This is a genomic window from Sphingomonas sp. (genome assembly GCF_035944535.1).
In the GTDB taxonomy this organism is placed as follows: Bacteria; Pseudomonadota; Alphaproteobacteria; order Sphingomonadales; family Sphingomonadaceae; genus Sphingomonas_B.
On the sequence record NZ_DASZBC010000006.1, the window covers coordinates 295991 to 315530 of the forward strand.

The following is a 19540-nucleotide window of genomic DNA, read 5'->3' on the forward strand; positions in this document are numbered from 1 at the left end:
AAGAGCCCTCGCTACGCGGCTTTGCCGCTACTCGGTCTCTACTCGAGACGAACGGCTATGGAGAGAGTGAGTTGCCAGCGGAAGCCGATCTCGCAATATGGCCGCCGTTCGAGGGGAGCGTGCACTTGGCCCATTACACCGACGGCTATTGGTGGAATGACGGCCTGCGCCTCCATTATCGTGACTATGCGGGCGGCGCGGACGGGCGGCCGCCGGTCCTGTGCCTGCCTGGTCTGACCCGCAACGCGCGGGACTTCGAAGGGCTGGCGGAGCGGCTCGCACCCGACTGGCGGGTGATCGCAGTCGAGTTCCGAGGGCGCGGCGAAAGCGCCTACAGTAAGAATCCGACCTCGTACACGCCGCTCATCTATGTGCTCGATGTGCAGGCGCTGATCCGCGAGCTGGGGCTGACCGGCTTCGTCGCGATCGGCACGTCTTTGGGCGGACTCGTCACCATGTTGATGGCCGAAGGGGAGCGGGAGCGGATCCGGGGCGTGGTGCTGAACGACGTCGGCCCGGAGCTGAACCCGGCCGGCATCGAGCGCATTCGCGCCTATGTCGGGCGGAGCGCCAACTGGCCCACCTGGCTGCATGCGGCGCGGGCGCTCTCAGAAACTCAGCGCCCGGCTTATCCGGATTACGGGATCGAGGATTGGCTGCGCATGGCCAAAAAGCTGTACCGGCTGTCCTCGGGAGGTCGGATCGTGCTCGATTATGACACGCGGATCGCCGAGCCGATGAAGACGGCGGGGGATCAGCCGGTGGCGGATCTGTGGCCGGCGCTGGCGGCGTTGCGGGAGACGCCGGCACTGGTGCTGCGCGGGGAACTGTCCGACGTGCTGGCGCCGGCGACGTTCGCGCGCATGGGGCAGCAGCTGCAGCAGGCGGAGACGGTCACCATCCCGCGCGTCGGCCATGCGCCGACCCTTGACGAGCCGGAAGCGGCGGCGGCGATCGATCGGTTGTTGACGAGGGTCCTGGCCGCACGAAGCTGAAAAGAGCCCGCCGGGAGAAAGGGGGTGGGTCTCCCGGCGGGCGAAGCTCGCTTCGGCCCGGTATGCCGCACCTAACCTACTTGAATGACTGAAGTTCCTCCGTTCGTATCAAAATGAAACAGGGCGTTGGGGAGCAGCCCGCGGCTCCAGGCGTTTGTGGAGCAGCGCGGGCCGCCCAAGTTTCTTTGCGCGCCCGGAAAAACCGCTGCTATAGGCGCGCCGATGAACGCTGCGACCATGGGTTTCAAGGGCCTGAAGCCGATCCTCTATGCCGGACGCGAGGTCTGGCCGATCATCGAGGGCGGCAAGGGCGTCTCCGCCACCAATCACCAAAGCTCCGGCGCCTGGGCGGCGGCGGGCGGCATCGGTACCGTCTCGGCCGTCAACGCCGACAGCTATGATCCAACCGGCAAGATCGTGCCTCAGGTCTATCAGAGCCGCACCCGCCGCGAACGCCACGAGGAACTGATCGAGTTCGCTATCGCCGGTGCGGTCGAGCAGGTGAAGCGCGCCTACGATCTCGCCGGCGGTAAGGGCGCGATCAACATCAACGTGCTGTGGGAAATGGGCGGCGCCCAGCGCATCTTGCACGGCGTGCTGGAACGGACGCGCGGTCTGGTCGCGGGCGTCACCTGCGGCGCCGGCATGCCGTACAAGCTCTCCGAGATCACCGCCTCCTATGGCGTCAACTACCTGCCGATCATCAGCTCTGCGCGGGCATTCAGTGCGCTGTGGAAGCGGGCTTATTCCAAGGCGGCGGAATGGCTGGCGGCGGTGGTCTATGAAGACCCCTGGCTCGCGGGCGGCCATAACGGCCTATCCAATGCCGAGGACCCGCTGCAGCCGCAGGACCCCTATCCGCGCGTCAAGGCGCTGCGCGAGACGATGCGGACCGGCGGCATTTCGGACGATGTGCCGATCGTGATGGCCGGCGGCGTGTGGTATCTGCGCGACTGGAACCATTGGATCGACAATCCGGAGCTCGGTTCGATCGCATTCCAATTCGGCACGCGGCCGCTGCTCACCAAGGAAAGTCCGATCCCCGAAGGCTGGAAGCAGGCGCTGATGACGCTGGAACCGGGCGACGTGCTGCTCCACCGCTTCTCGCCGACCGGCTTCTATTCCTCGGCGGTGCTGAACCCGTTCCTGCGCGAACTGGTCGCGCGCTCGGAGCGGCAGATCGCTTTCGCCGGCGAGATGGCCGGTGATCATACTCACCAGCTCGACGTCGGCGTGAAGGGCAAGAACTTCTGGGTGACGCGCGGCGACCTGCTGCGCGCCCGCGAATGGTTTGGCCTGGGCTTCACCGAAGCGCTGAAGACGCCCGACAACACGCTGATCTTCGTAACGCCGGCGGAAAAGGCGATCATCCGCAAGGATCAGGCAGACTGCATGGGCTGCCTCAGTCAATGCGCTTTCTCTTCCTGGGCGGATAACGAGACCAACTCCACGGGCCGGCTCGCCGATCCGCGCAGTTTCTGCATTCAGAAGACGCTGCAGGACATTGCGCATGGCGGGCCAGTCGAGCAGAACCTGATGTTCGCCGGCCACAATGCCTACAACTTCAAGAAGGACCCGTTCTACTCGAACGGGTTCGTGCCGACGGTGAAGCAGCTGGTCGACCGAATCTTGACGGGCGATTGATGTTGCTCCCCTCCACGCCTTCGTGGAGGGGCTGGGGGTGGCCCCTTCTGGCTTCACACGAAGATAAGAGAACCACCCCTAACCCCTCCAGCAAGGGCTGGAGGGGAATTGCTCTTGTGCTTTGCCACCCCATCTAAGGCGCTTCATGTCTTTCACCGATCTCCCCCAGCCTCTTGCCGAGGCTCTCGTCGCGCGCGGTTATGATGCGCCCACGGCCGTTCAGGCGGCCGTCCTCGAAGAACAGGCGCATGGCCGCGACCTGATCGTCTCCGCCCAGACCGGCTCGGGCAAGACGGTCGCCTTCGGTCTCGCCATGGCCGAGCAACTGCTCGAGGGCGCGGCGTTGCCGCGCGCCGGCGGGCCGCTGGTGCTGGTCATCGCGCCGACGCGCGAACTGGCGCTGCAGGTCAGCCGCGAATTGGTCTGGCTGTACGGTAAGGCCGGCGGGCGGGTCGCCACCTGTGTCGGCGGCATGGACCCTTCGAAGGAGCGACGGGCGCTGAGTCACGGCGCGCATATCGTGGTCGGCACGCCGGGCCGGCTGCGCGACCATCTCGAACGTGGAGCACTCGATTTGTCCGCTCTGCGCGTGGCGGTGCTCGACGAGGCGGACGAGATGCTCGACATGGGCTTTCGCGAGGATTTGGAGCAGATTCTCGACGCGTCGCCGCAGGACCGGCGAACCCTGCTTTTTTCGGCGACCATGCCCAAGCCGATCGTGGCGCTCGCCAAGCGTTACCAGCGCGACGCGCTGCGCATCTCCACTGTGGGCGAGGATCGCGGCCATGGCGACATCAGCTATCAGGCGCTCGCCGTCGCGCCGCCGGACATCGAGCATGCCGTCGTGAACCTGCTGCGGCTGCACGAAGCGGATACGGCGATGCTGTTCTGTGCGACGCGCGAGAATGTGCGGCATCTGCACGCGACTTTGGTCGAGCGCGGCTTCGGCGCCGTCGCCCTGTCCGGCGAACATAGCCAGAATGAGCGAAACGCCGCACTGCAGGCGTTGCGCGACCGGCGGGCGCGGGTCTGCGTCGCGACCGATGTCGCCGCGCGGGGCATCGACCTCCCGTCGTTGAGCCTCGTCATCCATGTCGAGCTGCCGCGCGATGCCGAGACTCTGCAGCACCGTTCCGGCCGCACTGGGCGCGCGGGCAAGAAAGGCACCGCCGTGCTGGTCGTACCTTTCCAGCGCCGCCGTCGTGTCGAGATGATGCTGAAGGGCGCGCGCATCCAGGCGCAGTGGATCGATCCGCCGACTCCCGAACAGATCAGAGCGCAGGATCGCGAAAGGCTGCTCGAAGCTCTGCTCCAGCCCGCCGAAATCGACGAGGAGGATCGGGAGATCGCCGCTCGTCTGCTCGCCGAGAGGAGTCCGGAAGACCTCGCCGCGGCCCTTGTCCGAGCACATCGCGCGTCACTGCCCGAGCCGGAAGAGTTGGTCGGACAGGCGCCGCAGGAGCGGGGCCGCGAGCAGCGCGGCGGTTTTGAGGGCAGCGCCTGGTTCCGGATCGATGTCGGCCGCCGCCACAATGCCGATCCGCGCTGGATTCTGCCATTGCTGTGCCGCCGAGGCCACATCACCAAGGCCGAAGTGGGCGCGATCCGCATCCAGCCGAACGAGACCCACTTCGAGGTCGCCGGAAATGTCGCGCAGCGCTTCGCCGCGGCCTGGTCGCGCAGCGCCGACAAGGGCGATCCGGAAAGCAACATCGCGCTCCAGGCGCTGCAGGGCGGACCTGCGCGCGAGGGCCCGCGCCGGACTCACCAGCCGCGACCTTACCGAACGGGCGCACCAAAGCGGCCGGGCAGGGGGCGCTGACCGGATTTCCCGTGCTTGCGCCGGGGAGGTTCGTTACACCGTCAGGCGTGACTGCCGACACGGGTATCGAGATCGAGCAACTGCGCAGCTGCTTTGCGGGCCGGATGCTGACCGACCCGCAAGACATGCAGCCCTTCCTCAGCGACTGGCGCGGCCAATGGCACGGCAAGGCGCGCGCAGTGATACAGCCGGACAGCACGGCGGATGTCGCAGCGGTGGTCCGCTGGTGCGCGGCGCGGCGGGTTCCGGTTGTTCCCCAAGGCGGCAATACCGGTCTCACCGGCGGGTCCGTTCCCGATGCGAGCGGTGACGCGGTGCTGCTGTCGCTTGCGCGGCTCAGGTCGGTGCGTGCGGTCGATCCGGTCAACAACACGACCACGGTCGAAGCGGGCGTCAAACTGTTTGAGGTCCAGCAAGCGGCTGCCGCGGCGGACCGCCTGTTTCCTTTAAGCCTGGCGGCGGAGGGAAGCTGCACGATCGGCGGCAATCTCGCGACCAATGCAGGGGGCACCGCCGTGTTGCGCTATGGCAATGCCCGGGATCTGTGCCTGGGTCTGGAGGTGGTGACGGCCGCAGGCGAGATCTGGGATGGGCTGCGCGGTCTGCGCAAGGACAATAGCGGCTATGACCTGAAGCAGCTCTTCATCGGCTCGGAGGGCACTCTGGGCGTGATCACCGCGGCGGTGATGAAGCTGTTTCCGCAGCCCGCGGGCCGGGCTGTCGCCTTCGCCGCCCTGCAATCGCCAGAGGCGGGTCTGAAGCTGCTGAGTGACGCCCAGCGCGCGGCAGGGCCGAGCCTCACCGCCTTCGAACTGATCGCTGCAGAGGCGCTGGAGCTGGTGCTCCGGCACATCCCAGGCACCCGGCGTCCGTTCGGTGCCATGCACCCCTGGTATGCGCTGGTCGAGATATCGAGCGCGTCGGGGCAGGCGGATGCGGCCGAGCGGATGAACCAGTCGCTGCTCGAAGGTCTGGGGCGTGGCGGCGTTCCCGATGCGGTGATCGCGCATACCCTCGAACAGGGCCGGTCGCTCTGGACTCTGCGCGAGACGATCTCCGAGGCCCAGTCAATTCACGGCGGCAATATCAAGCACGACGTCTCTGTGCCGATCAGCCGTATCCCAACCTTCATCGAAGAAACGGTGGCGGCGCTCGCTCGGCACTTTCCGGGATGCACGCCCGTCATTTTCGGTCATGCAGGGGACGGCAATCTCCACTTCAACGTCGCTCCGCCGCCCGGCCGGTCGGCCAGCGAGCTCACCGAGGCTGTGAATCGGTTAGTGCATGATCTCGTCATCGCACATGGCGGGTCGATCTCCGCGGAACATGGGCTGGGCGTTCTGCGCCGGGACGCGGCGGAGGCGTATCGGAGCCCAATCGCGACGGACCTGTTGCGCACGATCAAGAGAGCGCTCGATCCGCTGAACATCATGAACCCGGGCAAGGTGCTGCGACTGCCGTCAGATCCGTAACCAGCTTTCAATTCACCCGTCGTTCAGCTAAACGATGACACCTGTAGTCGTAACAAGACGCAAAGGGTGTGGGAATGGCCGAAAGGATCAGCGAGGCCGAGCATGCGGTGATGGAGGTGCTCTGGGAAGAGCAGCCCTTGACCGCCGCGGAGGTCGCCGAGCGCGCCGGTCCGAAGCGGGGCTGGAGCGTGCACACCGTCAAGACGCTGCTGTCCCGCCTGTTGGCCAAGGGCGCGATCACGCATGAGTCCGAGGGCAGGCGGTTCCTCTATCGCCCGGCGATCGAGCGCGACTCCTATGTCGGTCGCGAATCGGAGAAATTGGTCGACCGGCTGTTCGGCGGTCGCGTGACTCCGCTGATCGCGCAGCTGGCCGAACGCCGCGCCTTGTCGCCTGAAGATATCGAAGAGCTGGAAGCCTTGCTCAGGGAGCTGAAGCCATGATCAGCTGGGCCGTCGAGACGCTTATCGCTTCAACCATCCTGATGTTGGTGGTGCTGGCCATACGCGTGCCGGTGGCCCGCCATTTTGGCCCCCATATTGCCTATGGCCTGTGGCTGCTGCCCGGCCTGCGCATGCTGCTGCCGCCGCTGCCTGAGGAAGTGACGCCGGCGCCGCTGCACATGCTGCCGTCGCCCCTCGACATCGAGTTCCTGCTAATGGCCGACCCCGCGCCGGCCGACCGGGTCAGCGCGCCGCTGGTCAGTTGGCCCATGCTGATGGCAGGTCTTTGGGTTGTGGGCGGCCTGGCGTTCCTTGCCTGGCACATCCTCAGCTATCGCCGCTTCGTTCGCACCGCGCTGGAAGACGCGACACAGTTGCCACGCTTCGATCGCGATGGCGTCGAGGTGTGCGCGAGCCCGGCCGCGCCGGGTCCCTTCGCGGCCGGCATCTTCCTGAAGACGATCGTGCTGCCGGAGGATTATCGCCGCCGCTATGGCCGCGACGAGCTGCGCCTCGCCATCGAGCATGAGGTCCAGCACCACCGCCGCTGCGACATGTCCGCCAACTTCCTGGCGCTCGTGATGCTGGCGCTGCACTGGTGGAATCCGATCGCCTATTTCGCGCACCGTGCCTTTCGCCAGGACCAGGAGCTTGCCTGCGACGCGATGGTTCTGGCGCGCGCCACGCCGGACGAACGCCATGCCTATGGGTCGGCGCTGCTGAAATCCGCCTGCGACCGCCTTCCGGTGGCCGCTTGCGCTCTTGGGGCCGGGGATGACCTCAAGAGGAGATTGAAGATGATGAAGACCTATCGCTCGAGCCGTGCGCGCTCTCGGGCCGGCAGCATCGTGGCGGCTGCCTTGGTCGGTGGCGGGCTGATGCTGACCGCGTCGAACGGGATCGCCGCCGAGACGTCCAAGCAGGTCGAGGAACAGGTGCGCGACGTGCTGGCGCCGGTGGTGCCCGCGATCGCGCCGGTTCCGCCCGTGGCGCCTCGGGCTGTCGCGGCTGTGCCCACCGCGCCGTCGCCGGTGAAGCTGGCAATGACCGGTCATCCGCACCCGTTGCCCCCGCCGCCTTCCATTGTCCCGGTGCCTCCGGTCCCGCCGATGCCACCGATGGTGGACGGTGAGGAAATCAGCCGCGAAGTGCGCGAGGCTGTCGAAGAGGCGCGGCGCGATGCGCTCGAGGCCCAGCGTGAAGCCGCCAGTGCGCGCCGCGAAGCTCTGCTAGAAGCGGCCGAAGCCCGGCGCGAAGCGATGCGCGAAGCAGAGGAAGGCCGCCGCGAGGCCGAACGGGGGCGCAGGGAAGCCGTGCGTGCCGCCGCGTACGCCCGCAGCTCCTCCGATAGTGTTCGCGCCCATGTTCTCGCCGCCCGCCAGATGTGCAGCCGGGGCACGCACAATGTATCCGTCGAACTCGTCCATGACGGCAAAAAGCAGGTGGTGCAGTGCCAGGCCTGGTCGCCGGCCCAGCGTGCCGAGATGCGGAAGTCGATGCTCGCCGGCCTGCAGAGCGCTCGCGCCAGCATCGCTTCGATGGATGCGCGGCACATGCCGATCTATGCGCGCGAGCAGGCGCTGGAATCGATCGATAGGCAGATCGAGCGGTTGCGCGAGAGCAACTAACCGCTTGCCAAGGGACGGGGGCGGCTTCATCGCTCCCGCTCATGGAAACGCCGCCTGTCGGACGCGCTGTCGAGCTGGAGCCGCTGGTCAGGCGGGTGCTGGCCGGCAACCCCAGCCCGTTCACCTATACCGGCACCCAGACCTATATCGTGGGACGCGGCGAGGTCGCGGTGATCGATCCCGGCCCTGACGACGCGGACCATGTTTCGGCGTTGATCGAAGCCGTAGCGGGGGATCGGGTGGCCGCGATCCTGTGCACTCACACGCACCGCGATCACAGCCCCGCCGCCGCCGCCCTGAAAAAGGCGACGGGCGCGCCGGTCATCGGCTGCGCGCCGCTGGTGCTGAGCGACAGCGGGCCGCGTGCCGACGCAGCATTTGACGAGACCTATGCGCCCGACCGGGTGCTGGCGGATGGCGAGCAGGTCAGCGCCCCCGGCTGGACGCTGGAGGCGGTGGCGACGCCAGGACATACCTCCAACCATCTCTGCTTCGCGCTGGGTGAGAGTGGCGCGCTGTTCACCGGCGATCATGTGATGGGCTGGTCGACGAGCGTCGTCTCGCCGCCCGATGGCGACATGGCCGCCTATATGGCAAGCCTCGACCGGCTGATGCAGCGCGAGGACCGTATCTATTATCCCGCGCATGGCGAGCCCGTGGAGAACCCGCAGCGGCTCGTGCGCGGTCTGGCCGGGCACCGCAAGCAGCGCGAGGGCCAGATCCTCCGGCTGCTCGGCGAGGGGGTCCGTGTCATTCCGGCCATGGTGGAGCGCATGTATGTCGGCCTCGATCCGCGGCTGCATGGCGCGGCTGGACGGTCGGTCCTCGCTCATCTGATCGAACTGCGGGATCGGGGGATGGCACTGCAGGAAGGCGACAGCTGGAGGCTGGCGTGACCAGCAGCCTGCGCAGCGGCCTGATCGGCGCGGCTGTTGCGCTGCTGATCCTGCTCGCCGGCTTCTTCGGGTTGCGCACTTATCTCAGCAGCCGGTTCGCGCTTGACCCGACCAGCATCGCCGCCGCGACGCTCACAGGCATGCAGGAGCAGAACCGGCTCTCCGCCTTCGTCGCCAGCTATGTCGCCGTGGTGACGTCGGAGCAGACGCGGCTCGGGTTGAAGGCGCGCAAGACTTTGATCATGCCCGGCACCGTTCGCTACGAGGTGGACCTCGCCAAGCTGCAGCCGAAGGACATTGGCTGGGATGCTGAGGCCAAGCTGCTGACCGTCACCTTGCCGCCGGTGGAGCTGGTCGGGCCCACTGTCGATATGAATGCGGTGCGCGAGTTCGACGGCGGCGGGCTGCTGATGCACTTTACCAATGCCGAGGACCGGCTCGACGCCGCCAATCGCCGCGCGGCACAGGCCGAACTGCTGCGGCAGGCGCGGGGACCGGTGCCGATGCGCATCGCCCGCGACGCCACCCGCCGGGCCGTCGAGCGCAACTTCGCGTTGCCGATGCGCGCGGCGGGGCTCGATGCCCGCGTTCAGGTCCGCTTCGCCGACGAACGGCGCTCCGATGAACAGATGGACCGCTCGACGCCATTGAGCGAAGTGCTGGACCGGCGCTGACTGGCGGTGGAACGGCCGCGCACCTATCTCCGTTCGGACCTCAGGAGTTGTCATGGACGCACGTAACGGATTTGGCGGGTCGCTCACCGGGCTCGATCTGCGGGCCGAAATCGACCGGCTGCGCAAGGAACGCAACGCGGTCATCCTCGCCCATTATTACCAAAAGCCCGAGCTGCAGGATTTGGCGGACTTTGTCGGCGACTCGCTTGAGCTCAGCCGCAAGGCGCAGGAGACGGACGCGGACGTGATCGCCTTTTGCGGCGTGCGTTTCATGGCCGAGACGGCGAAGATCTTGTCGCCGGACAAGATCGTCGTGCTGCCCGACATGGATGCCGGCTGCAGCCTGGAGGATAGCTGCCCGCCGGAGCGCTTCGCCGCCTTCCGCGCCGAGCATCCGGACCATATCGCGCTCACCTACATCAACTGCTCGGCGGCCGTGAAGGCGCTGTCGGACGTGATCGTCACCTCCTCGTCGGCCGAGAAGATCCTGATGCAGATCCCGAAGGAGCAGAAGATCATCTTCGGCCCCGACCGGAATCTGGGCGGCTATCTCGCGCGCAAGACCGGCCGCGACATGCTGCTCTGGCCCGGCGTGTGCATCGTGCATGAGGCGTTTTCCGAGACCGAGCTGCTGAAGCTGAAGGCGCAGCATCCCGACGCGCCGATCCTGGCCCACCCCGAATGCCCGCCGCACCTGCTCGACCATGCCGATTTCGTTGGCTCGACCAGCGCCATCCTGCAGGTCGCCAAGGAGTCGGATGCGCAGACCGTGATCGTCGCGACCGAACCGCACATCATCCATCAGATGCAGAAGGCGGTGCCGGATAAGACCTTCATCGGCGCACCGGGGGCGGACGGGAACTGCAACTGCAACATCTGCCCCTATATGGCGCTCAACACGATGGAGAAGCTCTACATCGCGCTGCGCGACCTGGAGCCGCGGATCGAGCTCGACGAGGAACTGCGCCTGAAGGCCAAGACCAGCCTCGACCGCATGCTCGCGATGGCGAGCGGCACCGTCGGCATGGGCGATCTCGGGCCGGTGCGCGTCACCGGTGAGTGAGTTCCGGCTCGACGGCTTCGATCTGGCGGCGTTCGTACAGGCCACGCTGGCGGAGGATCTGGGGCCGGGCAGGGACATCACCTCCGAGGCGGTCATCCCGGCGGACGCGCGGTTCGAGGGTGTGATGGACAGCCGCGATCCGATCGTCGTCGCGGGGCTCCCGATCGCGGCGGCGTTCTTCCGGGCGCTCGATCCCGATGTCGAGATCGAGATGCTGGTGGAGGACGGGCAGCTTGTCAAAGGCGGCACCGATCTGTTGCGGCTGCGCGGGAAAGCACGCGCGATGCTGACGGCGGAGCGGTCGGCGCTGAACACGGTGCAGCACTTGTCCGGCATCGCAACGCTGACCCGCGCCTATGTCGATGCGATCGAAGGAACCGGCGCGACCCTGCTCGACACGCGCAAAACGATGCCGGGTCTTCGCGTGCTGGAAAAATATGGGACGCGCATGGGCGGAGCCGCCAATCATCGCATGGGGCTTTGGGACGCGGCGATGATCAAGGACAATCATGTCGCGGTCGCCGGCGGCGTCGGCCAGGCAGTGCGGAGGGCGCGAGACGCCGGCATTGCCGAGATCATCGTCGAGGTGGACCGTATCGATCAGATCGAGCCGGCCGTTGCGGCGGGCGCGACCCGGCTGCTGCTCGACAATATGGGGCCGCCGGTGTTGCGCGAAGCGGTGGACCTGGTCGCGGGCCGGGTACCGACAGAAGCCTCGGGCGGCGTGCGGCTGGACACCATCCGCGCCATCGCCGAGACCGGCGTGAATTTCATCTCGGTCGGCCGGATCACCCAGTCCGCCCCGGCCGCCGATATCGGATTGGATTTTGCAAGCCTATGATCAAGCTGCTGTTGGTTGTCGCCCTGCTCGGGGCTCCGAGTTTTGCCGAGAAGACCAAGACGGCGCGCCCGGCGCTTGCTACACCGCCTGCTATGGAAGGCTGCGACGCATCGGACCTGAAGTTCCTGATCGGCAAGACGCTTGACGAGACGATGACCGCGCGCGCGCGGGATTCGTCCGGTGCGACTTCGGTGCGCATCATCCGGCCGGGGCAGATGGTGTCGATGGACTATGTCGTCGAGCGGCTGAACATCGAAGTGGACGCTGCAGGCAAGATCCTCAGCGCCCGCTGCGGCTAGGTTTTTCTGACTGACTCTACGCCAGCTGTTCCCCGGCGAAGGCCGGGGCCCACCAGCGACAGTGGCACGACCACCACGCATTCAAGGGTCTGAACTGGGCCCCGGCCTTCGCCGGGGAACGGCTCATGGCAGTCTATTTCGAGTCTGCCCGTCCAGCGTCACCGTCTCGGGGTGGTGGCGCTCGAGGTGCCGTTTGATGATGCGCAGGTTGCGCGTGTTCGAGCGGAAGAAGAAGTCGGGGATCGCGCCGACAAACGGGATCATGCCCAGCAGCGTGTCGATGCCGATATTCGCGCCCATCCGCGTCATCTGCCATTTGGACATGCCGAGGTTGCGCGCTTCCCAGAGCATCCATGCGCCGAGCCCGCCGGCAGCGATGCTGCCGACGCCGGGAATGAAGTCCAGGATCACGTCGAGCCCGACCTGACGATTGGTGCCGGGCAGGGTGAAGAGCCGTTCGAGCACCCCCTCGACAGCTTCGACGCGCCGCCGCACGCCTTCTGCATCGGGAGCAAGCGGCAGGCTCCGCGCGATCCGCTCGGCTTCACGAAAGCGACCGGCCATGCACATCTCCTTCCCGAATCAAGATGGGAAGCCGTGGTCGCTTTGCCTAGCGGCGTTCGCCCCGCAGCCGGGTCAGCGGGTGCAACGCGCGTGGATTCTCGCGGAACAGGTTCAGGCGCGGGCTGACCAGCGACCAGCGGAGCGGCCGGGCGAGCGGAACCCAGAAGCCGGCATCGGCGATGGCGCGGTCGGCGGTCGCCAACTGCGTCCCGCGCTCGATCAGCGACAGCGACTTGCGCGCTCCATCCAGCGCCACCACCGCCTCCTGGGCACAGGCCTGACGCGACGGGCAGGCGACCTGCGTCAGATACCAGAGCGCACTGCCGGCCGGTGCGACCTGGTCCAACAGGCGCAAGTCCGCCTCGGTCGGGCTGGTGCGGAGCGTCTCCACGCCGATCCTGCGCCAGTCGGCGGCGAGGCGGCCGAACAGCAGATTGCTGCCGGGCCCGTCGGGCAGGCTGAGCCGGACAGTGACAGGACCTTCCTTTCCCTGCCGCCAGGCGCGCACCCGTCGACGCGCTTCCTCGACCCGTCCGGCAATGTCGAACGCGGCCCAGCTCGGAAAGGCCGGGTTCGCCGCCGAGCGATAGCGCTGCGGCAACACCGTCAGCACGCCGGCCCAACCGGGCGCGTCCATGGTCGCGAGCATGGCGTCGCGGTCGATTGCCATGGCGAGCGCCTGCCGGTTCGCGGCATCTTCGAGAAAGCCTTCCGCGCGCTGGACGACCAGCCCGAACAGCCCTTCCGCCGGATCGAGGCGCACGGTCCCGTTTCGCGGCTGGGCGAAGCGGAGCAGGGGCCAGTCCTTGTAGGTGCCGCCGAGCACCAGGTCGCCGTCGCCGCGATTGAAGCGGAGAACGGCACGGGAGGCCCGCTCGCCGCGTAACTCCAGCTCTTGCCTCGTATCCGTCTCCGCTTCGGCCGCTTCGCCCTCCGCTTCCCGCGTCTTCAGATAGAGCACGTCACCTTCGCGCCGGTCTATGCGAAAGGGGCCGGTGCCCTGCATCTGGCGCGACAGCATGGCGGCTTCGGATTGGGCGAGCAGTTCGAACAAGGGCGGCCTTGGTGTGGTCAACCGAAACTCGATCACGTCCGGCGTGGTCGGGTTAATCTCCTGGATCGAGTCGAAGGCGGAGCGGAGCGGGTTGCGGCTTGCCGGCGCCAGCATGGCGCGCATCCGCCGGGCGATCTCCTGTGAAGTCACCTGGCGCCCGCCGGGCCACGACACGCGGCGCAAGCGGAAGATCGCGCTTAGGCCATCGCTGGTGACGATCCAGCGCTGCGCCAGCGCCGGGGCTATCTGCCCGCCCTCGTCATAGGCGACGAGCGGCTCGGCGACCGCGGTGAGCAGCGCCTGCTGCGTCACGTCAGGCGCCTTCCGATTCGGATCGACGAGCGTCGGCGGGCCCCCAATGGCGCTGACGCGGATCGGACCTTCGCTGTCCGTGCGGCTGCAGGCTGCGGTGGCGAGCAGCGGCACCAGGACAAGCAGCCAACGCGTCATTCCGCCCCCGTCTCTTGTTTTCACATCCGCTCTATGGCCCATATCGCGCGTCGCCAAGCAGACACTTAATCCGTCCTTTACCTCTGGTTTTTATGTGGTCGACCATGGCCTTGAGCGCGCTGGAAGGGGGCGAGGCTGCGCCCAGCGGACCGGATCGGCTGCTCGCCGATGCCGCGCAAGTCGCGCGTCAGGCCGATGCGCGGCTGACGGCGGCGTTGCACGACTTGTTTTTGCCCGATTTTGTCCGCCCCACTGACAGCCAGCGCGCCGCCATGGCGCAGATGCTGGACGGTTTGGTGCGCGAGCTGGAGCGGGAGCTGCGGGCGTCACTCGTCACTCGTCTTGGCCCCGAAGCGCCGCCGGTGCTGGAGGTGGAGCGCATTCCCATTCTTCGCCCGATCTTCGATCGCGCCGGCGTGTTGCGCGACCGGGATTTGGTAGGGTTGCTGCTGACCAGGGCGGAGGAGTGCCGGATCGGCCAGACCATCCGCCGCGTGGCCGACCTCAACCCGCGGGAAGCTGCGGCAGTGCGGTTCGATGCACCGGAAGAACTTCAGACGGCGCTGCTGACCGCCGAAGTCCGCCGCTTCGGCGATATGGGTGAGCCGCGCTTCGCTCTCGCCGACCTGCCGGCCGAGTTGCTGCACCGGCTGCTGTGGCGCGCCGCGGCCGCCTTGCGTGATTATCTGGAGCGATCCTCGTCGCTCAACCCGGCACTGCGCGACGAGGCGCTGGCGGCGGCGGTGGGCGAACGCATGGCCGCGCATGATGAAGGCCGCAGCCTGGCCGCCGTTGCAATGCGGCTGGCGCTCACGACGCCGGCCGACGATTTGCTGCTCGTCGAGCTGTTCCAGGGTGGGCGCTTCAGCCTGTTCGCGGCAATGCTCGCTGTGCGCGCTCGGCTGGAGTTCGGTCCCGCCTTCCTGCTCGCCGCAGACCCCACGCTCGGTGCGCTGGCGGTGCTACTGCGCGCGATCGAAGTGCCGACCCAGGCAGCGGCGCCAATCCTGCTGCAGATGGCGGCGGTAAATGGCCTTAGTGACCTGAAGCTCGAAGAGCGGGTCAACGACTTCCTCGACCTCGATGCCGACGCGGCGCGGGAGGCGATCCGGCCCTGGCAGCTCGACCGCGCCTTCCGCGACGCGATCGCCGATATCGGCCGCGAACGGCGGGCGCAGTGAGCGGTCTCGCGCGCGGCAGGATCGACCGGGAGGGGCGGCTGGTCGAAGCGGAAGCGCCGCTCGCGCGCCTGCAGGAAGCGGCAGGCTCGGCCTTGGGCGAGACGATCGCGGTGCCGCAGATCGCCACCTTGGCTCGTTTGGCGCAGCGGCTCGGCATCCTCGTGTCGCGATGCGTGATTGCGGCGGAAGGCGCCGACGATCTCGATCTCTGGGTCGAGGCGCGGCCTGACGAGGAGGGCGTTGCGCTGTCGGTCGGGGGCTGGGCGAGACGCCCGGGCCGCGGCGGCGACAATGGCAGCGAGCGCGTCCACGACTTCATGCGCGCGCGGGGCGACTGGCTGTGGGAGACCGACCCCGCTCTACGCCTGACCGTGCTCGGCAGTGACGATGCGGACGCCGGGGCGGGCCAACCGCTCAGCCGCTATTTCCAGTTCCAGGACACGGGCGAGGGCATGCCGATCCTCGAGGCGATCGCCGCCCGGGCGCGCTTTGAAGGTCAGGATGCGGTGGTGCGCTCGACAGGCGAGCGGGTCCGCCTGACGGGGCTGCCTCTGGTGGACGGCGGCGGCCGCTTCGCCGGCTATCGGGGCAGCGCCTTCCGATTGGACGGGTCGGCTCCGGCAGCGGACGCGGCTGCGACGGATGCGCTCGGCGCCCGGCTCGAGAAGGCTCTGCGCGAGCCGCTGTCGCGCATCGTCGAGCAGGCCGAGAATATCGGCGCCCAGGCCGAGGGTCCGATCCGCCGCGACTATGCCGATTACGCGCAGGATATCGCCAGTGCCGGGAGGCATCTGCTCGGCGTGGTCGGCGATCTGGTGGACCTGCAGGCGATCGAACGCGACGATTTCCGGCCGCGCCGCGACCAGATCGACCTGGCCGACCTGGCGCGGCGCGCGGCCGGGCTGCTGAAGGTCCGGGCCTCGGCGCGTGGCATTCGCATCGACGGCCCGGCGCTTGGAGAAACGCTGCCCGCGCTCGGCGATGCGGGACGGGTGGTGCAGGTGCTCGTCAACCTGATCGGCAATGCGATACGGCACTCGCCCGACGATTCCGCGATCTGGATCAGGGGCGAAGTGCAAGGCAGCCGCACATTGATCCTGATCGCCGACCAGGGGCAGGGCATCGCTCCCGCCGACCATAAGCGCATCTTCGACAAATTCACGCGCCTCGATCAGTCGGACGGCGGCAGCGGCCTTGGCCTCTATATCGCCCGCCGGCTCGCCCGGGCCATGGGCGGCGAGATCCTGCTCGACAGCGCGCCGGGCGAGGGCGCGCGCTTCACCCTGGTGCTGCCTTCGGGTGCCTAGTCCAGCTTGCGGATCGTCTCGATGATCCGCGCGACGGGCACGCCCAATTTGCTGATCGTCATCCTGTTGAGTGCGGTCCGGCCGGCGCCATCAAGGACGAGCGACTGGTGGACGGACATGCTGCCCTTCATCGGATAGCGTATGGTTAGCAGGTTGCCGCGGGTCTCGATCTCCACCGGCCCGGTCGCGTCGGTCAGCGTGCCCCGATAGCGGTTCGGCCCCACCTTCCGCATCCGCCATTGCCGACGCTCCAGGACGCGCTCGCCCCGGCGAACCTGCTGGTCGAGGACCAGAGTGCCATCGGTCTCGACACGGCCCTGACCCTGTACACGCAGCGGCTGCGCGTCCTTGAGCAGGATCTTGAGCTCGCCCTCGCCCGCAGTGCGGCCGGCGAAGAAGGCGATCGGGTCGAAGGCAGTGCCCTGCGCAACCGCCGGGCCGCCGCAGCCGCCCACGAGGACGGCTGCGAGCAGGCCAGTCTTAGCGCTGGCCGATCGGAACATAGTCGCGCTGGGTTGGGCCCGTGTAGAGCTGGCGCGGACGGCCGATTTTCTGGTCGGGATCGGTGATCATCTCGTTCCACTGGGCGATCCAGCCGACGGTGCGGGCAAGCGCGAAGAGGGCAGTGAACATAGAAGTCGGGAAGCCGATCGCCGACAGGATCACGCCCGAATAGAAGTCGACGTTCGGGAACAGCTTCTTCTCGATGAAATAATCGTCCTTGAGCGCAAGTTCCTCCAGCCGAAGCGCGGTTTCGAACAGCGGATCGTTCACCTTCAGCGCCTCGAACACTTCGCGGACGGTCTTCTGCATCACGGTCGCGCGCGGATCGTAATTCTTATAGACGCGGTGGCCGAAGCCCATCAGGCGGAACGGGTCGTTCTTGTCCTTCGCCCGCTCGATATAGTGCGGGATCTTGTCGGGTGTGCCGATCTCACGGAGCATGTTGAGCGCCGCTTCATTGGCACCGCCATGCGCCGGGCCCCAGAGGCAGGCGATGCCGGCCGCGATGCAGGCGAACGGGTTCGCGCCCGACGAGCCGGCGAGGCGCACGGTCGAAGTCGAGGCATTCTGCTCGTGATCGGCGTGGAGAATGAAGATGCGGTCCATCGCGCGCTCGACCGCCGGCACCACTTCATAGGGCTCGGCCGGCACGCCAAAGGTCATGCGCAGGAAATTGCCCGCGTAGGACAGCGAGTTGTCGGGGTAGAGGAAGGGCTGGCCGACCGAATATTTGTACGCCATCGCGGCGATCGTCGGCATCTTCGCGATGAGCCGGTGGCTTGCGATCATCCGCTGCTTGGGATCGGTAATGTCGGTGGAGTCGTGATAAAAGGCGCTGAGCGCGCCGACGACGCCGCACATGATCGCCATCGGATGGGCGTCGCGCCGGAAACCCCGGTAGAAGGTCGCCAGCTGCTCGTGCAGCATGGTGTGGCGGCTGATCGTGCGGGTGAAGGTCGACAGCTCGTCCTGCTTCGGCAGTTCGCCGTTCAGCAGCAGGTAGCAAACTTCCATGAAGCTCGACTGTTCGGCGAGCTGATGGATCGGGTAGCCGCGATGGAGGAGGACGCCTTCGTCGCCGTCGATATAGGTGATCTTTGATTCGCAGCTCGCCGTCGAGGTGAAGCCCGGATCATAGGTGAAGGCGCCGGTCTGCGCGTAGAGCTTGCGGATATCGACCACATTGGGGCCGACCGAACCGTTCAACACCGGGAACTGCGTGTCCGCCCCCCCGAGCGCCAGCTTTGCCATGTCACTCATCGTCACTGCTCCTCAATCGCGTGCGCGTCGTTTTCTTGTCTGCTGACATCGGCCAGGCGTGCCAGCGACTCTTCGCGCCCCAAAAGAACCAACACATCGAATATGCCCGGAGAGGTGGTCCGCCCGGTAAGGGCGGCGCGCAGCGGCTGCGCGACCTTTCCGAGGCCAATCCCGGCACTCTCCGCGACCTGCCGCACCGCTGCCTCAATCGCCCCGCTGGACCACGCGGATGTGGCGGCGAGCGCGTCGCGGGTTTGCCCCAACAGCGTTTGCGCGTCGGCATTTAGCAGGGCCGCGGCCTTGTCGTCGAGAGCCAGCGGGCGGGTCGCGAAGAGGAAGACCGCACCGTCGGCGATCTCGTCCAGCGTCTTCGCGCGCGGCTTCAGTTCCGGCATGGCGCGCGTCAGCAGGGCGAGGTCGGGCGCGCGCCTGATCAGCCGCTCGACTCGAGGTGCAACCAACTGCGCCAGGCGCGCATCGTCGGCCTCACGCAGATAATGGCCGTTCAGGTTTTCGAGCTTCTTCAGGTCGAAGCGAGACGGGGAGCGCCCCACGCCGCCGATGTCGAACCACTCGATCGCCTGCTCGCGCGAGATGATCTCGTCATCGCCATGTCCCCAGCCGAGCCGGAGCAGGTAGTTGTTCACCGCCTCGGGCAGCATGCCGAGTTCGTCGCGATAGGCATCGACGCCGAGCGCGCCGTGCCGCTTCGACAGCTTGGCGCCGTCTGATCCGTGGATCAGCGGAATATGCGCATAGGCGGGCTCGGGCCAGCCCATCGCCTTGATGATGCCGAGCTGGCGGAAGGCGTTGTTCAGATGATCGTCGCCGCGGATCACATGCGTTACGCCCATGTCGTGATCGTCGACGACGACGGCGAGCATATAGGTCGGCGTGCCGTCCGAACGGAGCAGGATCATGTCGTCAAGCTCGCAATTCTGCACGACGACGCGGCCCTGCACGAGATCGTCGATCACGGTCTCGCCTTCGCTTCGCGCCCGTAGCCGGACGGCAAAGGGCTTGCCTTCCTGCTCCGGCCCGCACTCCCGGTCCCGCCAACGCCCGTCATAGCGCAGCGGCTGCCTGGCGGCGCGCTGCTGCTCGCGCAGCTCCGCCAGCTCCTCGGGCGTCGCATAGCAGCGATAGGCATGGCCGTTCGCCAGCAGCGCCTCCGCAACTTCGACATGGCGCGCCGCGCGCTGCGACTGATAGACAACCTCATCGTCCCAGTTCAGGTCGAGCCAGGTCATGCCGTCCAGGATCGCGTCGATCGCCTCCCGAGTGGAGCGCGCCTTGTCGGTGTCCTCGATCCGCAGCCGGAATTTGCCGCCATGGTGACGCGCGAACAGCAGGTTGAACAGCGCCGTGCGCGCACCGCCGATATGGAGAAAGCCCGTCGGCGAAGGGGCGAAACGAGTGACGACGCTGCTTGCGCTCACGCGC

Annotated in this window: 18 protein-coding genes; 13 read left to right on the plus strand and 5 right to left on the minus strand. The window is 67.2% G+C overall.

Annotated elements, in window-relative coordinates; genetic code table 11:
- The first annotated feature begins 125 nt into the window (after positions 1 to 125).
- The 11 genes from VGT77_RS06265 to VGT77_RS06315 all read left to right on the plus strand — a co-directional run bounded on the left by VGT77_RS06265 (position 126) and on the right by VGT77_RS06315 (position 11777).
- The gene (locus VGT77_RS06265) at positions 126 to 995 is read left to right on the plus strand and encodes an alpha/beta hydrolase (protein WP_327460659.1); all 870 of its coding nucleotides are present in this window, start codon (positions 126 to 128) and stop codon (positions 993 to 995) included.
- 237 nt (positions 996 to 1232) lie between these two features.
- Entirely contained in the window at positions 1233 to 2639 is a 1407-nt protein-coding gene (locus tag VGT77_RS06270; RefSeq protein WP_327460915.1) for an NAD(P)H-dependent flavin oxidoreductase, read from the plus strand.
- Positions 2640 to 2784: 145 nt separating this feature from the next.
- Positions 2785 to 4461 (plus strand): DEAD/DEAH box helicase, encoded by a 1677-nt coding sequence (locus VGT77_RS06275; RefSeq protein WP_327460661.1) that lies wholly within the window; start codon positions 2785 to 2787, stop codon positions 4459 to 4461.
- Between the two features lie 47 nt (positions 4462 to 4508).
- Positions 4509 to 5933: an FAD-binding oxidoreductase gene (locus VGT77_RS06280; RefSeq protein WP_327460663.1), complete on the plus strand. Its 1425-nt coding sequence runs from the start codon at positions 4509 to 4511 to the stop codon at positions 5931 to 5933.
- 74 nt (positions 5934 to 6007) lie between these two features.
- Entirely contained in the window at positions 6008 to 6376 is a 369-nt protein-coding gene (locus tag VGT77_RS06285; protein WP_327460665.1) for a BlaI/MecI/CopY family transcriptional regulator, read from the plus strand.
- A complete protein-coding gene (locus VGT77_RS06290; protein ID WP_327460667.1) occupies positions 6373 to 8004 on the plus strand; it encodes a M56 family metallopeptidase in 1632 nt (543 codons plus the stop codon). The genes VGT77_RS06285 and VGT77_RS06290 overlap by 4 nt, the downstream gene beginning before the upstream one ends.
- Positions 8005 to 8045: 41 nt before the next feature.
- Entirely contained in the window at positions 8046 to 8900 is an 855-nt protein-coding gene (locus tag VGT77_RS06295; protein WP_327460669.1) for an MBL fold metallo-hydrolase, read from the plus strand.
- Complete coding sequence (locus tag VGT77_RS06300; RefSeq protein ID WP_327460671.1) at positions 8897 to 9574, plus strand: DUF4230 domain-containing protein; 678 nt, start codon at positions 8897 to 8899, stop codon at positions 9572 to 9574. Before VGT77_RS06295 ends, VGT77_RS06300 begins: the two co-directional genes overlap by 4 nt.
- A 52-nt stretch (positions 9575 to 9626) precedes the next feature.
- Entirely contained in the window at positions 9627 to 10637 is a 1011-nt protein-coding gene (gene nadA / locus VGT77_RS06305) for a quinolinate synthase NadA (RefSeq protein WP_327460673.1), read from the plus strand.
- Complete coding sequence (gene nadC, locus VGT77_RS06310) at positions 10630 to 11478, plus strand: carboxylating nicotinate-nucleotide diphosphorylase (protein ID WP_327460675.1); 849 nt, start codon at positions 10630 to 10632, stop codon at positions 11476 to 11478. Before nadA ends, nadC begins: the two co-directional genes overlap by 8 nt.
- Entirely contained in the window at positions 11475 to 11777 is a 303-nt protein-coding gene (locus VGT77_RS06315) for an I78 family peptidase inhibitor (protein ID WP_327460677.1), read from the plus strand. The genes nadC and VGT77_RS06315 overlap by 4 nt, the downstream gene beginning before the upstream one ends.
- 123 nt (positions 11778 to 11900) lie before the next feature.
- Here VGT77_RS06315 and VGT77_RS06320 read toward each other — a convergent pair whose 3' ends face one another.
- Entirely contained in the window at positions 11901 to 12341 is a 441-nt protein-coding gene (locus VGT77_RS06320; RefSeq protein ID WP_327460679.1) for a DUF4112 domain-containing protein, read from the minus strand.
- Positions 12342 to 12387: 46 nt separating this feature from the next.
- Positions 12388 to 13845, minus strand: a complete 1458-nt coding sequence (locus VGT77_RS06325; protein ID WP_327460681.1) for an ABC transporter substrate-binding protein — start codon at positions 13843 to 13845, stop codon at positions 12388 to 12390.
- A gap of 92 nt (positions 13846 to 13937) precedes the next feature.
- On the opposite strand from VGT77_RS06325, the gene VGT77_RS06330 reads away from it, so the two are divergent.
- Positions 13938 to 15026: a DUF2336 domain-containing protein gene (locus VGT77_RS06330; protein ID WP_327460683.1), complete on the plus strand. Its 1089-nt coding sequence runs from the start codon at positions 13938 to 13940 to the stop codon at positions 15024 to 15026.
- Positions 15023 to 16333: a HAMP domain-containing sensor histidine kinase gene (locus VGT77_RS06335; protein ID WP_327460685.1), complete on the plus strand. Its 1311-nt coding sequence runs from the start codon at positions 15023 to 15025 to the stop codon at positions 16331 to 16333. The genes VGT77_RS06330 and VGT77_RS06335 overlap by 4 nt, the downstream gene beginning before the upstream one ends.
- On the opposite strand, the gene VGT77_RS06340 is transcribed toward VGT77_RS06335, so the two are convergent.
- Genes VGT77_RS06340 through gltX form a run of 3 tightly spaced genes read right to left on the minus strand, consistent with a single transcriptional unit; the run spans position 16330 to position 19536 of the window.
- Positions 16330 to 16836: a DUF3833 family protein gene (locus VGT77_RS06340; RefSeq protein WP_327460687.1), complete on the minus strand. Its 507-nt coding sequence runs from the start codon at positions 16834 to 16836 to the stop codon at positions 16330 to 16332. The two genes, VGT77_RS06335 and VGT77_RS06340, sit on opposite strands and share 4 nt — an antisense overlap.
- The gene (locus tag VGT77_RS06345) at positions 16814 to 18097 is read right to left on the minus strand and encodes a citrate synthase (RefSeq protein WP_327460689.1); all 1284 of its coding nucleotides are present in this window, start codon (positions 18095 to 18097) and stop codon (positions 16814 to 16816) included. Before VGT77_RS06345 ends, VGT77_RS06340 begins: the two co-directional genes overlap by 23 nt.
- 2 nt (positions 18098 to 18099) lie before the next feature.
- On the minus strand, positions 18100 to 19536 hold the full coding sequence (gene gltX / locus VGT77_RS06350; protein ID WP_327460691.1) for a glutamate--tRNA ligase: 1437 nt from the start codon (positions 19534 to 19536) through the stop codon (positions 18100 to 18102).
- Positions 19537 to 19540: the final 4 nt, after the last annotated feature.